Raw genomic sequence first — 15207 nt, 5'->3', positions numbered from 1 at the left:
TTTGCTGATGAACCCTGCGGAATGTGGGTTATATTTCTTTCTCCTGATAATTTTTGTTATTTATTTTGTTCTTTCATAGTTATGATTCAGCAATAGCTGAACCATCAAATTGAGTATTTTTAGTGTGTTGATAGATAAAATATTCGCTTTCAATTGACATAAAGACAGATTAATAGTAAGGGAAGCAATGCTCACCTTACATCATCCAAAAGTGTTTTGTATTCGTATTAAGATACAATTCACGCTTAGACGTTAATCTGGTAATTTATATTGCTCAACGATACGTTTGGCAAACTCTGGAACATGCGCTTCTAATTTCTCTGGATGATTCCGCTTCACGTACAAATAATTACGGGTGAAGTGAGAATCAATCGAAAAACGAGCATACTCTAAACCTTTGGGACCAATTTTTTCAATAACCACACCCATTAATTTTGCCGCCCACATCGGCAGGGTCACACCTTTGTCGTAGGCGGGTATACTTTGTTGGACTGCGGCTGTGCGATCGCCCTTTGACATCACGGGCCCAGTTTCTAATTGGTCTTTTACCAAGTCCAGCATCTGTTTACCTTGTTCATTTCTAACCACAATCCATTGCCATCCAAAAGGTGCGCCCATATAACCTACGACCAAATCCGCCAGAGAATTGACGTAATCAAAGCAACTCATGCAGGAGGGGGCAAACACATCTTTCAGTTTATTGGTCTTGAGTCCAAAGAAGGGCACTGTTTCAGTAGAGCCATCTTCGTGTTTGAAATGAACCCGGAAATCTTGCATGAATTCGTAATGTACTACTGTATCAGGTGATTTGCTGGTCGTTTCTAAGAATTTTTGCAGTCCTGCACGGTTGACATTATCGACACAAGGTGTCCCTAAAACGTAAAGTTTTTCTAATCCTAGTTGTTTTTCGACGGCTCGTAATGCCTGAATTTGGCAACCAACACCAATCACCAATAGCCGCTTCATTCCTGATTTTTCTATTTGTTCCAATACGGATAAATTCGGTGAAAGTGTTGGTTTATTAACTCGTGCTGCCAATACTTCCTCTGAGGTACGAGCAATGATGGGCTTTGGTTGAAAGCGGTCTTCCTCCGTGTTTTGCACGCAAACGACACCCTCAACAAGACCGCGATTCAGCATTTCGATGGCGATGGTACTTACAATTCCTGTCCATTGAGCACCAAGAACAGGCTGCGTTTTCCGGGCCGCCATCATGTCTTGATGCACACCAAAGTACAACTCTTCTGAATTATCGAAATTCCGAGAGCGAGTGTGCGTCTGTTCTTCGAGTTTGTCTATTTGCTGATTAATAAAAGCGCAAGCTTCCTTGACATAATGAATATAGTATGTATCACATAGACCGCACTCGCTACAGAGTTCTTTAGCAGGGCGACGGCTACTGGGTTTGAGGGCTTTGGCTTTTTTGTGAGGAGACAGCGATGTCATATTAACAGCAGCTTATTAACTAAAAAAATCAGATATTCTAAAGCTTTACTTTACACTTTTAAAAGTATTAAATTTCAGAATTTGAATTTTTCTAAAGGTGGACGACTTTGCAGCAGATTGGGAGAGCAAATACAAGATTAAGCATCCACAGCAATAACGTTATTATCTTAAAATTAAGAAACATTAATAAAAGTTGAGGATGTTATGCCTACGCTTGCAAAAGTAGAAATTTATACTTGGAGAACTTGCCCATTTTGTATTCGTGCCAAAAATTTGCTGGCAAAAAAGGGGGTAAATTACACCGAATACAGCATTGATGGAGATGAGGCTGCACGTAACCTCATGGCGAGAAGAGCAAATGGCAGGCGCTCGGTACCACAAATTTTTATCAACGACCATCACGTTGGTGGTTGTGATGATATTTATGCTCTAGAAAGTCAAGGCAAGCTGGATGAGCTACTAGCATCAACAAATAATCTATAAGTTGGCAGAAAAGTCAAGAGTGAAAAGTGAGGAATTAGGAAGAGTCACTTAATAACTCTTAAAGGGATAATCAAAATTGAATAACTTTGGAATTTCCTGGCAATTGAGGCAGAAAGCGTGAAACTGGCTTTTATCATTGATCCCATCCATCAACTTGATCCATGTCACGATACAAGCGTTGCTCTGATGGAAGCAGCGCACATTCTAGGACATGAAATTTGGATCACTCAAGCTAATCAACTCAGTGTGGTGGAAGGCAAAGCTTGGGCACTCCTAGAAAAAGTAGAACTTATACCAGTGGAGTTGGTGGAGGAACGTTATCAAGCAGCAAATCCTTGGTACAACTTGAGCAACCGCACTGCTATGAGCCTGGAAACACTAGATGCTGTCTTCATGAGGACAGATCCACCAGTCACAGTGCCTTATCTTTATGCGACATACATTCTAGACTACATAGACCAAAATAAAACTTTGGTTATCAACAGTCCTTCGGGTATCCGAGCAGCAAACGAAAAAATGTATGCCCTCCAGTTTACCAAAGCGATTCCAGAAACGATTGTCACCGCTGATAAGCTGTTGATTAGGCAATTTGTGGAGGTTCAGGGAAGAGCGGTACTTAAACCACTGGGAAATAAGGCAGGAGAAGGAATTTTATTTTTAGAAGGAGGCGATCGCAATTTCAATTCTATGGTCGAACTCAGTACGCTCCAAGGTCGAGTCCCAGTTATGGTACAAACCTACTTACCGGAAGCAAAAGACGGAGACAAGCGGATTATCCTGCTCAATGGCGAACCAATTGGTGCCCTCAATCGCCTTTCATCTGGCAGCGACTTTCGTAATAACATGGCGACAGGTGGTACAGTTGCCCAAACTGACATCACTCCAAGAGAGCATGAAATTTGTGCCCAACTAGCTGATACCTTACGCAAAGATGGCTTAATTTTTGTCGGTATTGACGTTATTGGTGGTTACCTGACCGAAGTCAACGTCACTAGTCCTACTGGAGTGCGGGAGATAGACCGATTTGACGGTACTCGCCTTGGTCATCAGGTTATTCAATGGGTAGAGCAGGCAAAAAAATAATGGATAACAACTATTAGCATAAACCTGTTGCTAGCCCCAATCAATTAGAAGCTTGGTTGATGTCCGTGTAATTTCCCTTGCACCCTGGCAAACTTACATGGTGACAAATAAGTTGGAAATTACAGAAGTGCTAGGTAGATATGGTAAAATACCTCGCCCTGCTTTTTCTACCAAATGCAGTGATGGACATCCGCGTGAGCGAACACATATCCAAATGAATTTGATTTGTAAATGGCATAGACGAGTTGAATCAACTATATGCATTATTAGGGATGGCAATAAAACTGCTTAGCCCAGCAGCTTGCAAAACCCTTTAACTAAGACTTATCGATTATGAGTCATATAAAATTTTTTACTCTGCTCCTATTGATAGTTCATCATTTCTTAATTACGAGGTGTGCGTCGGTTGCGGAGAAAATCCGGTATGTCTAGTCCTGGTTTTTCTTTAGGTTCTGCAACAGGTGTTGTAGGATTAGCTGCTGGTGGCTGTGGCAATGGTCTTTTTGTTGGTTGTGGGGAGACGATCCGTGGTTGATTGGCGTTTTGCTGTGGTACAGCTTGTGCTTCACCTGTAAATCCTGTGGCAATTACGGTCAGTCTTACCTCACCTTGGAGCCTATCATCAATCACCGCTCCAAAAATAATATTGGCGTTGGGATCAACAACTTCATAAATTGTTTCTGCTGCGGCGTTCACTTCATGCAAAGTCAGGTCACTACCACCAGTGATATTAAAGACAACGCCTCTAGCTCCTTCAATCGAAGACTCTAGCAATGGCGAAGAAATGGCGGCAATTGCTGCTTCTCTAGCTCTTGATTTTCCTGAGCCAATGCCAATTCCCATCAACGCTGAGCCTGCATCTGCCATGACAGCTCGGACATCGGCAAAGTCAACGTTGATTAAACCAGGGATTGTGATGATATCTGAAATACCTTGTACCCCTTGACGAAGTACATCATCTGCATAGCGAAAAGCTTCTTGCATGGGTGTCTGCTCTGGGATTACTTCCAAGAGCTTATTGTTAGGAATAATGATGAGCGTATCCACTCTACTTTTTAGACCTTCAACACCTTGCTCTGCTTGAGAGGTGCGGCGACGCCCCTCAAAGATAAATGGACGCGTAACCACGCCGACAGTGAGAGCGCCCATTTCTTTTGCGACTTCGGCAACAATCGGAGCAGCACCTGTACCAGTACCGCCTCCCATACCAGCAGTAATAAATACTAAGTCGGCACCTTCTAAAGCTTTGGCAATCTCGTCTCGCGATTCCTCAGCAGCTTTTTGACCAATAGCAGGATTACCACCTGCTCCTAAGCCTCGCGTAAGTTTCTGTCCAATTTGCAAACGAGCAGGAGCAGATGCTAAGGTCAGAGCCTGTGCATCGGTGTTAATTGACCAAAATTCCACCCCAGTCACATCAGACGCAATCATGCGGTTAACAGCATTGCTACCGCCACCACCCACACCAATGACTTTAATATTGGCGACTCGGCCAGGAACAATATCACCCATTCGTATTTCTTCACCAGGAATCTTCTTGCTGTCATGATTTTGACCGTAGTTTACGCCAGTATTATTAAAGGGATTGGTGGAACTGATTGCCAGAGAGAACCCCTGCTGTCCAGGAGACTGGGAGTTTTTATAGGTAAGCCCTTGGTTATTATCAAGTGTCATCGGAGTTGCGAGCATGTAGATAAACGACTTTTTAAGGTGTTATTCACCTGGGAGTCAACTATAGTTTGACGCTGAGGTTGCCATAATCTATGGCATTTTTGTTTATTGTTCTTTCAACTTCCAGCCTTGCTCGGATTAAAAGTCGAAAGTTTGCTATCGCTTTAGCCATGAAGGCACCCAGTCGTATAGCTAATTCTAGTGAAGTATACCTGTATTCACTTAACATTGACTTGTATAACTTCCACCAGACATTAATATGTTCACTGCTATTTAGCCGATTTGGCTCAGTATACCCCTGGTATCCCCAATAATATCTCCGTGTTTGAGCTTGTGACTGACATCGGACATTTATTTTGCAACTGGAGCAACAAGTTTTTTTTTCACGGCTCGCTCCACACACAGATCTTTTATGGTATAAAACAAGAAAGTATAAGTTTCTTAACCACTGATATAACCAACTCTTGCTCTCTTCAGAACAGTCTCCCCGGAGTAATTTTAAGTGATTGCCTATACACAATTTCTGAAAACAGGAGATTCTGTACACGAAATCCCCAAGTAACTGCGTAATTTGTAAAGGCAGATCGTGGTGAGTTTCATCTGTAGTCAAGATTTGAACAATAGGATTTACCATTTAAGACACAAAATTTATGTTCTACTTAATCTATTCCTGAACTGGACATAACCGAGAAATGACTTGTTAGGTAATGGAAAATGGAACACGCTCATTTTTTGCTTTTCAGTTCGCCTTTATACAAGGAAAACTTTGCAATTAATAGATTTTACTTTTGCTCCGGAAGAGTTCCTCTTCTGACTAGTAGGAAAATCTAACGGTATTTAGAGGAATTTAAGGGAAGCAGCCTTTGCGCGTCTATTTCAGTATGCTTTCTGTTGTTGCTACAGAGTTGTACTTACGGAAATCCACCCTTTGGATATCTCAAGACCAGTGTTTTCAAAACACGGTTGGTTGCAAAATAAACTGTTTGCCCTTAGGAAAGCTGTTGTAAACAGCTGTTTTCCTCAAAAACACCACTACTTTCCCATTTTGAGTTAGCAGCAAATAAAAAGCTCATGAACTCAACCCGATAATATAATGGGCTTTGTCGAATACTAAGTAAGCGATAGGCGTTTCTCAGCCTAGACCCAATCATAAATTTATCTAACGCTAGTTTGCCTAACGTTTGCACCCTATTATTTAGATGTTAGGGCAATAACAAGCTCTACTTCTACTCCAAAATAGAAGTTTTAATGATTATTCCTCCGATTGTCATCAGAAGTTAATGCTGGTTTGGACTTGGGTGACTGCAATATCGTAGATTACTGCAATATCGAAAATTGTATATTGACTCAGCATAAAACTTCTTTATTAATTTATTGTGCTTTACACATCGAACACATCAAATCTTTTTAGATACTTGAGGATAATGGTTATTGTTTTTTTTGGTTCATTTGTACTAATGGAAAGTCTGGATTTTTGAGATCAATGTACTCTATTTGAGTCGGATTGAGTTGTGCAGGTAAATTGCGCATTTGAGTCATTACCTTAATTTTTTCAGGTAACAAGGAACTTGGTGCCCCAAGATGTATATTTCCCAGTTCTGTTTCCAAAATTAAATTTGTTGGGTCTTGGAAGTCAATTTCTTTGACGTTTACAGAACTCTGGCTCAGAGCGTGATAAAGTTGAGTCCAATAGGGACGGTACTGTTCTAGTGAGCCAAAAACTTTGAGACTAGGCAATTGTAAATTGGGATCACCAGATGTGTATTTTTCTATAGGTATCCAAACACCATTGGCATCTAGTAACCCTACAGATACTTTTTTGTGAGCACTATCAGTGTTTCCTTTCTCCCGACGACTTTGGGCGATCGCTACAGGAACTCGTTCTTGAATTTGAACGATTAACCCTGGTGGAAACAGACGACGACTGACGGTTGCTTGTGCGATCGTCGGTTGCTGTTTCAAAGATTCAGCGATTTTATGAGGTTCTATCCGCCATAAAGACTGAGGATAAGCAAGCACGAGTAATGAGTGAATAGTCTCACGAGACAGTAAGTGATTCCCGTAAACCTCAATATCTTTAGGTGTTGTTAGTACCCAAATCGGTTGGGTAGCGATCCACAGCAAACCTCCCGCCAATGAACTCACGGTTATAGTTTGCCAAATAGTCTGGATAATTTTCATTTGCCGCTTTTGACGTAATTTCTTACGGCGACCTTCCAAATCTGAGCGGGAAACCGATATAATGCCAGCCATGCAAACCCTTCCACACTTTCAGTCCAACTCGTTGTTGCGCTCGTACTATTGTGTAATTTTTGTAAACGCGATTAGTCCTAAAGACTTGCTTTCCAATTGAATGTAGCCTTTTGATTTTTTTGTGGCAACCATTTCTTACTGAAAAAAAGCTACAAAAACAAAAATAGTCTTGACAAACTATTTTAGATCTGCGTATTGCTTTTTGAGCATCTGACTAAAAACTCAGGCATTGGAACTCGCAAGAGGAATGAAACGGTTGAAGAAAAGCAGCTTGCTGAAGAAAGTGATTGGAAGGGGATTTAAACCCTCTGCCTTTTAATTTCTGCCTTCGGTGCCCAGGCGGATAAAATTTGTTGATCATCGGAAAAATTTAACTAAGGCATATACTTTGTCAAATTTTTCACACAGAGTGGAGTCAAGAAGATAAAACAATAATAGTACCATGACTAGCGCGCTTTGTGCGGGATGCACTGCCCTTGGATTTATCCATCGAGGAAAATCACGATTCTTAAGGGCATGAGGGACGGCAGTTTTTCAGTACGAGTGATGAAGCGGGATTTTCTCGTTCTGAGTTCTGTACTCTTCCTAGGAATCTCAAATCTACAATTCAAAATTGGTAAGCGATGACGCTTACAAGTTGTACTTTTTCTAGCCTGAAGCTCTTACAGACAGGAGATTTGGCACGAAAATTATAGAATCGACAGCAGACTACCAGTTCAAGGAGCTATCGTTTTCCAAAACCTCAATGCTGTTGAAAACAGCCCCCTCTTGTTCTACATTTTTTAAAAAAGCTTGTAGCCTCATGCGTTCAATATAAGGCCAGCCTCCCTCAGCCTCAATATCGCGAAGCAGTGAGTAGAGGGCTTGACGATTATCAGGCAAACTCTGTTGAAAAGCCCCATCTCGAATTTCTCGGTGTAACTGCTCCAACTGTCTGAGTAACGCTAAAAGAGCTTTAGCATTCCCTTGACAATCTTGGGCTGCATCATATGTTGCTGATGCAATTGCTTGTAGTCTACAAGACAATTGGATTGACTCTGACTTTTTAATGTCGCTCATACCCCCCCTGTGTCCCTGTAAATTAGGCCTAATTAAATTTATTGGAGATTTTGTGTTTTCAGTTGTTAAGCTGTCAACCTTTATGTTGAAAAGCTTAATTGATTTATGAGGTGTTGCTCAGGCAAATTTTCTTGACATATCTTGAAGAAATAGGTTTTTGTAGGTTCTGACTTTAGTGAATAGCGTGTATTGTAAATATAGATACAAAGACTCACCACTACGTCGGGCGCGCAAACGCAAATAAGATTACCATATCCTACAGGAAGCCTTTTGGGTATGCTTTTTTTGTCTTAAATGCCTTTCGAGTAAAAATTAATACTTTTTTAAAGTCTGTACGTAATAAAAGCAACTTTTAGTAAAATTGTGTAGGAATTTTATATGTTAATAACACTTATTATTTCAACACAATAAGTGCTCTATCATACATCAAACTGTCGTTTTTGAGAAAACTACCTGCAAAAGACAACAATTGAAGTTCTGAGCGCTGACATAAATAAAGCTACGACGCATTATTAGTGCCTATCTCGATAGCTATTTGTGATCCCAGCTTTGTTGGTAAACATCAGAACGTTTTGATTTTGAGTTAAAAAAAATCGTATGATCTGGCTGATGATCAGGTTGATTTCCCCATAAAACAATGGGCTGTATGTAAAACTGCTAATTCTTTTACCACCCTTTAACCACGCATCCCAACCGATGCAGTGAGTTGGGTAGTTTGAGGTTTAAAGCCTGGGCTAAAGGAAGCAACACGTTAAGAAACGTATAGCTCCTGGTAAGTTTAAGTTGCGGCTTTGTGCTTATCAAAGCTTAGGTGCGGTTTTACAAGTTAAATACTAATTTTTGACATTGAGGTTAACCATGAGGTTTCGTGCTTTAATTGTTGCATTCTTGGCTTTATGCTTGGGGTTACTGACTGCTTGTAGTGAAGGTCCATCATCGACGAGTACAGAATTGCTAACCTACGACCAAATTAAAGGTACTGGTTTGGCTGTCAAATGTCCCCAATTGGCAGAAACTAGTCGTGGCTCTATTCCCATAGATAACAGCCAGTCCTACAGCTTAAAAGAACTCTGCTTAGAGCCAACCCAATTCTTTGTGAAAGAAGAACCCCTTAATAAACGGCAAAAAGCAGAATATATTGCTGGCAAATTGTTGACTCGTCGTACCTACTCCTTGGATCAAGTGAGTGGCGATCTCAAGGTCAATCCAGATAATAGCCTCACCTTTGTGGAACAAGATGGCTTTGACTTTCAAGCCATTACAGTTAAACTGCCTGGTGGTGAAAGCATACCTTTCTTATTTACCGTCAAAGGCTTGGTGGCTCAAACACAACCTGGCTTGACTAGTCTCAACACCTCCACCGACTTTCAAGGTACCTTCAGAGTCCCCTCTTATCGAGGTTCTGCCTTCCTCGATCCCAAAGGTCGCGGTGTAACGAGTGGATATGATAACGCGGTGGCTCTCCCGGCTCAAGCTGATGATGAAAACTTAACGAACTCTAACGTTAAGCGAGCTGATGTTCTTAAGGGCAGCATTTCTCTGCAAATTGCGAAAGTAGATAGCTCTACCGGTGAAATTGCAGGCACTTTCGAGAGTGAACAGCCTTCTGATACCGACTTAGGCGCTAAAGAGCCTGAGGAAGTCAAAATTCGTGGTCTGTTCTACGGTCGCGTAGAACCTTCTAGAGTCTAGATTGTTCTAAAGATAGCAACTAACCGGCACTTAGAGCGTCTATTGCGTTTATTAAGTTAAACCTAAGAGGTAACTTCTTGCCCTCCTAACAGGAGAATTTCTGAAAGGAGGTTTTGAAGTTACCTCTGTCTGTATTTGGTTTACTTAATAAGTACATGGACAGAAAAAAACAGCTAACCCAAGGCATCTATCCTGAAAGAACTGTGCTGCCCACGACGATAGTTTTTGAGGACAAAATATACCATAAAACTTAACTTTAGTCAAACGAATCTATTTAGAACTGTTGAGTCTATACACAAATGCAACAAGAGCTTCTCGCCCTTGTCATTTGCTTGTGCGAATATCTTTAAATTATTTAAAGTCGAAATGATAAATCATAAACCCAATTTATAGAAAAAAATGATTTTTCAGTGTTTTACCTATTTTAATTAGTTTTTATTTATGGTACATAGTTTCGATTTTCCGTCAATTTCTGATGTCTTCACGGGTCGAATTCAGTAAAATTACGGTTTTATATTTAGTAATAAATTTTTATTTTATTCCTATGTAATTATATAGAAACAAAAAAAGTTAACTCAAAAACAAAAGAACCCCTCCAATTTAAATTAAGCTGCATTGTCAATTCAGTTGTGGTGGCTGTTTCCAGCACATAACTCTCTGCCATCGGAGGCTGTTTGCCATTCAGGTATCGGATACCGCTTGTTACGGGGTAAGTCCGCTACTTTGTACAAAGGTGTCAGAGAGTATTTGTGTGTCTATTGCCTGGCGTTCATCGTCCAACAGGTATGTTGCAAAAATCTGACTTAAAAAATGCAATTGTAGCTTGCTTTAAAAATGAGTATTTCTTTGTTTATTCGACCAAGAAATGCGGTACTATGCCAACCACAGTCACCAACGAATTCAAGCATGAGATTTGGCAGTTGTTGCGAGAATATCACCAATATCGCTCGGCTGATTTTCGCAATCAATTGGTGAAACTTAATTTTGGGCTTGTCAGAAAAGAAGCTCATTACTGGATGAATCAATGCCATGAAAGCTACGAGGACTTACTCCAAGTGGGTTGTTTGGGTTTGATTCGAGCTATAGAAAAATTTGAAATTTCCAAGGGGTACGCTTTCAGTTCTTTTGCTATTCCCTATATTCGCGGTGAAATACGACACTATCTTCGAGATAAAGGAGTCAGCGTGCGAATTCCTCGACGCTGGTTAGCACTGCAACAACAAGCAATAAGAGTTTCGTGTTCTCTACGAGAAAAATACAATCGTCAACCGACTGACTCTGAGTTAGCAGCAGCATTGAAAATTTCCCCTGATGAATGGCAAGAAATTAAATTAGCATGGGTTAACCGCGCTCCCTTAAGCCTTGATATCCCAGTGCAGGATGGAGATGAAGGTACTACCGCATTATTGGGAGATCTTGTTCCGGATAACCGCTACCATAGCTTTCAACTCGCGCAAGAAGACCAAATTCGTATCGAACAAGCACTGGTGCAGCTAGAACAAGGTACCCGTCAAGTCTTGGAATTTGTTTTTTTGCATGATTTGACGCAAAAACAAGTCGCACAACGTCTTGGTGTCAGTGCAGTCACGGTTTCTCGTAGGCTTAAGAAAGGGCTAGACTCACTGAAACACTTGATGCACATGCCAGAAGATTAACAGCAAAACTTATTGAAAAGAACACAGAATGCAGAACACACCAGCCCAAAAATTTCAATAGCACTTCATGGGTAGAAATTCAAGCAAAAATTCAACAATTGTAATAGTAGGTATTCTAGCTTTGGCTGTTGCCTCTTGTTCGTCAGAAAGTACACAATCTACTCATGTTGTGCCTACCGACATACAAGCAGCAAATCAGCCCTTCAAGAACCCAGTGGTTTCTGTTCACAAACAAGTCATGAATCAACCCTTTGATAACCCAGAGGTGCTTAACAAGCAGACTCCAAAAGTTGTGAGTCAAACAACTGCCAGCTTGATTCAATCAACAGATTCTACAAAACGGGTAAGTCTCGTGTCAAAAGGTCGGAATGATCCGTTTGCAAAAATTGTGATTCCTTATTCTATGAAAGTCACGAAGACTGCTGCACAGGTAAAACCTGTTTCTCAGTTAGCTCCTCTAAGCGTACCTAAAAGTAAACGGAAGAGTGTAGTTGTTGCTATAAGTAAAAAATCTTTAAACGAACAAAAGCCAAATCAACAAAAGTACAGAATTCACAAAAAAACAATGACACGGAACACCGCGCCCCAAAAAATGATTGGGCAAGGTTCAGTGCTGCAAGTGACAAGCACATCTACAAAAGTCAAGCCTAAGCCTAGCTTGACTCGTGTGCCACCAAAAGTCTTACCGCAACTTATCCCTAACCCTAGCTTAGCGGTAGTAACTCCACCACAACCAGAGTTAGCCAAAGCAGTTTTTGTGTCTGGTGTTGTTCTTATTGGTCAAGAACCCCAAGCAATTATTAAAGTACCATTAGAAGCAACAAGCCAGTATGTCTACGCAGGACAGCAGCTAGCAAATGGAGTGTTGGTGAAACGTATTGAAATAAATGAAGGTTCCGAACCTGTCGTTATTCTGGAACAATATGGTATTGAAGTTACCAAAATGGTGGGGCAAGAATCTGTTACCCAAACGCCACCAACTGCTACTTCTGAGGACAATCCTGTTTCTTTAACAGCGCCACCCCAAAACTCTGTTCCAGAGGGAGATACTTAAAAATGGAAACAAAAGAAACTATTGAATTTGCTGGTTTACCTTTAGCAGTCTACCGAGAGATAGCGGCTCATTTATCTCAAGTAGAAGGCGTAGAAGTGAGTTTTATTCCTCAAACCTCTCAACAATTTGATTACAATCAAAGCCAAATTGCTGGTTTATGGATTTCGTATACCCCTGAGTGTGGAGTACAAAGTCGGCAACGGGTACAGCAAATTTTGACTTATTATCGCAGTCGCTATATTGCTTGACGAATTTTCTTTGCATCAAAATATGTAAAGATTCGTTGCAACAGTTTGACTTTATACATACAATCATGACTGCTGAATAAGTAAGTTTGATAAATAGCTCAAATGATTTGCTACCAAACGACACTTGATGGAATCACCACATCAATGTTAACTGGATTCTTCGTTGGTTGGCGCAGTCCCCATACTAGTGAAAGCCACTAGCAAATTCTGAAGAACAGTGACTTCATTGTTTTAGCAATTGATACCACAACTTTTCGTGTGGTTGGGTTTATCACCTGCATCTGGGATGGGATCCAATCTGCATTTATTCCTTTGCTAGAAGTACTGCCATCTTATCAGCGGCAGAGCATTGGTTCAGAACTTGTCCGTCGTCTTCTTGCCCAGATTGAGCATGTTCCAGCAGTTGATTTAACCTGTGCTCCCGATCTGCAGCCGTTCTATGAATCTCTAGGGTTCACTCGCAGTGTAGGTATGTGCCTACGTCGTTACTAAGTACGACTCGTTATTCGCTATAAACAGTCAAACATACTACCATGCTATCAATAAAAATCTCACAAAGGTTGGATGAAAAATCACACATGGACTGATGGATTGAGTTAAACTGACAAGCGAGATAATTCAGATACAACGAGAGCGGCTCCACAGTCTGGACATCACTCAACATGGAACACTGGCAATTTCTGATACAGAAACAAGGCGATCGCTCTTGGATTCCCATAGAATCGCCAAATATAGAAATTGTAGAAGGTCGGTATAGAGTTTTAGCTCGCTCTGACCTCAATAATATAGATTTGGAAGTGCGGATTACTCACACCTCAACTGTTGAACTTCCACCAAAACGGGAGATTCAAAGGCGATCGCGTCGTACCAACTCTGAAGGCTTACTCATCGTTATTCCTTTTACTGATCTCAAGCCAGGAGTTTGGGAGTTATGTTGTTCGAGTGATTTGATGTCCCATTTCGTGAGTCAACCTTGGCAACATTGTGTTGAGTTGGAAGTCTTACCATTAGTCGCTATAGAGGTGAAACTAGAGGAGGAATCTCCTGTCTTTACAAATGAGTTGCTTAAAGAAGAAGATATTATTGAGCAGCCGATTTGCCCAGTTTGGCTTAAAGGTGATACAGCACAACAAATTTTACAAAACTTAATAGAAATTGCTTTACCTGATTCTGAATTGTCACTCAAAGATGACAAACCGATTGAGAATTTTCCGGTGCAAACGCCAGAATCACTGCTATTGTTGAAACTTGAGGAAGAAATTTACACTGCTTGTTGGGGACAAAGTCTCACGATTAATGGGCGTGTGGAGCAAAAAGAAACTACGGATTTGGCTCTCAAGAGTTTAAAATCAAATGATGAAACAGTCTATGGAGGAGAAATTAGAATAGAACTGCGCTCACCCCAAGATTCTAAAATTATCAGGCGAGTGCGGCAATCTTTACCAGAAAAGTTAATACCGTTTCATATTAGATGTTCCATTGAGGTTCCAGCTGATTGTGAATCGAGGCTGATTTTGGGAGAAATCAGTTTATATGGCGTGCTTAAGATTGATGGTAACACTACACTGTTAACTAACCAGTTTTTCACAATTACAGCAGATGTGACTGAATTACTGGCAATTAGGACTGCAACCAGTAAGAATGAATCAGATACGGTAGAAAACCAACTAACATCCTCTGCACCGCTGGTTTCTTCAGAAGCCAAAAAAGTATCTACACCTCTAGATTTGAAACTTTTTAATTTAGTCAAAACTCCAGAGAAAGCGAAATCTCTACTGCTGCAAGCATCTCCAAAGAAATCTCTGCCGCCGAAAATAAATCCGCGATCGCATCGTCAATCTACAGCGATTTCACCTCAATTACCAAGCTTTGTTCAGTCTCAAAATCAGATAATTAGTTCTACCGCTGTTTGCGAACCTTCTTCTGAGTCAGAGTCGCTTAGAAAGCATAGTACTTTTAATCAAGTCATCATAAATAGAACTTTTCCTTACTTAAAACGACTAAAAGCATCGCCGGATGAAACAGAGAATATGACACCCAATCATGAATCTGTTGAGTACCAAGAGCATACAACTAAGATTCATAATGAGGATACAGCGAAATCAGTTGTACAAGAAACACAATTTCAGAATGAATCTTTTGAGAAACAGACAGGGCAATTAGCACAAGACGATACACAGCTTCAAGAAATATCGTTTCAAGAAGATGCTGCAAAACTAGCAAAAGATGATGAACAACTTCAACACATCACCCAAGATGTATTGTTTGCGAAATTAGTGATTACCGATAATTCCCAATATTTTATCACGACAGGTAGCCCCAATATATCCCCCTTGATTAGAAAGTGGATGCAAACTCAAGGATACTCCTTACCTGAACCCATTCATTTGCAAAATCAAGACTACGATACCTACGATACCTATGTTGTCGCCAGCAAAGATCAGGTGTCTGATGAGGCTAACAAGGAGACAAAAAGACAACGAGAACAAGCAGACAACGAGGACAAGCAGATAAGCGGACAAGAGGAAGAACTTTTTTCTATCACCCCATCATCCCATCACCC

The 15207-nt window shown here is 40.8% G+C and carries 12 protein-coding genes; 8 read left to right on the top strand and 4 right to left on the bottom strand.

What is annotated here, in order from left to right; genetic code table 11:
* Positions 1-252 precede the first annotated feature (252 nt).
* Positions 253-1446 carry a Coenzyme F420 hydrogenase/dehydrogenase, beta subunit C-terminal domain gene (locus DP117_RS28570; RefSeq protein ID WP_169221587.1) on the bottom strand — a complete coding sequence of 398 codons (1194 nt, stop codon included), beginning with the start codon at positions 1444-1446 and terminating at the stop codon, positions 253-255.
* A gap of 204 nt (positions 1447-1650) precedes the next feature.
* Between DP117_RS28570 and grxC the strand changes: the two genes are divergently transcribed.
* The 3 genes from grxC (at position 1651) to DP117_RS28555 (ending at position 3304) form a co-directional block, all read left to right on the top strand.
* Positions 1651-1929 carry a glutaredoxin 3 gene (grxC, locus tag DP117_RS28565; RefSeq protein WP_169221586.1) on the top strand — a complete coding sequence of 93 codons (279 nt, stop codon included), beginning with the start codon at positions 1651-1653 and terminating at the stop codon, positions 1927-1929.
* A 117-nt stretch (positions 1930-2046) separates the two neighbouring features.
* On the top strand, positions 2047-3012 hold the full coding sequence (gene gshB / locus DP117_RS28560; protein WP_169221585.1) for a glutathione synthase: 966 nt from the start codon (positions 2047-2049) through the stop codon (positions 3010-3012).
* A gap of 97 nt (positions 3013-3109) precedes the next feature.
* Complete coding sequence (locus tag DP117_RS28555) at positions 3110-3304, top strand: hypothetical protein (protein ID WP_169221584.1); 195 nt, start codon at positions 3110-3112, stop codon at positions 3302-3304.
* Between the two features lie 92 nt (positions 3305-3396).
* Here the strand turns inward: DP117_RS28555 and ftsZ are convergent, their stop codons facing one another.
* From ftsZ to DP117_RS28540, 3 genes are all read right to left on the bottom strand, one after another.
* Positions 3397-4686 carry a cell division protein FtsZ gene (ftsZ, locus tag DP117_RS28550; protein ID WP_169221583.1) on the bottom strand — a complete coding sequence of 430 codons (1290 nt, stop codon included), beginning with the start codon at positions 4684-4686 and terminating at the stop codon, positions 3397-3399.
* 1425 nt (positions 4687-6111) lie between these two features.
* A complete protein-coding gene (locus tag DP117_RS28545) occupies positions 6112-6936 on the bottom strand; it encodes an FtsQ-type POTRA domain-containing protein (protein WP_169221582.1) in 825 nt (274 codons plus the stop codon).
* Between the two features lie 708 nt (positions 6937-7644).
* Positions 7645-7995 carry a hypothetical protein gene (locus DP117_RS28540; RefSeq protein WP_169221581.1) on the bottom strand — a complete coding sequence of 117 codons (351 nt, stop codon included), beginning with the start codon at positions 7993-7995 and terminating at the stop codon, positions 7645-7647.
* A gap of 858 nt (positions 7996-8853) precedes the next feature.
* On the opposite strand from DP117_RS28540, the gene DP117_RS28535 reads away from it, so the two are divergent.
* The 5 genes from DP117_RS28535 to DP117_RS28510 form a co-directional block, all read left to right on the top strand.
* The gene (locus DP117_RS28535; protein WP_169221580.1) at positions 8854-9687 is read left to right on the top strand and encodes a photosystem II manganese-stabilizing polypeptide; all 834 of its coding nucleotides are present in this window, start codon (positions 8854-8856) and stop codon (positions 9685-9687) included.
* An 875-nt stretch (positions 9688-10562) separates the two neighbouring features.
* The gene (locus tag DP117_RS28530) at positions 10563-11342 is read left to right on the top strand and encodes an RNA polymerase sigma factor SigF (RefSeq protein ID WP_169221579.1); all 780 of its coding nucleotides are present in this window, start codon (positions 10563-10565) and stop codon (positions 11340-11342) included.
* A 67-nt stretch (positions 11343-11409) separates the two neighbouring features.
* A complete protein-coding gene (locus DP117_RS28525; RefSeq protein WP_169221578.1) occupies positions 11410-12396 on the top strand; it encodes a hypothetical protein in 987 nt (328 codons plus the stop codon).
* A gap of 2 nt (positions 12397-12398) precedes the next feature.
* Positions 12399-12644, top strand: a complete 246-nt coding sequence (locus DP117_RS28520) for a hypothetical protein (protein WP_169221576.1) — start codon at positions 12399-12401, stop codon at positions 12642-12644.
* A 662-nt stretch (positions 12645-13306) separates the two neighbouring features.
* Positions 13307-15207 (top strand): hypothetical protein (locus DP117_RS28510; RefSeq protein ID WP_169221575.1); only part of this gene is annotated, 1901 nt, incomplete at its 3' end.

The organism is Brasilonema sp. UFV-L1 (genome assembly GCF_012912105.1).
Taxonomy (GTDB): Bacteria; Cyanobacteriota; Cyanobacteriia; order Cyanobacteriales; family Nostocaceae; genus Brasilonema.
The sequence above is the reverse complement of the archived record's forward strand: the minus strand, read 5'-3'. Positions and strand labels throughout refer to the sequence as shown.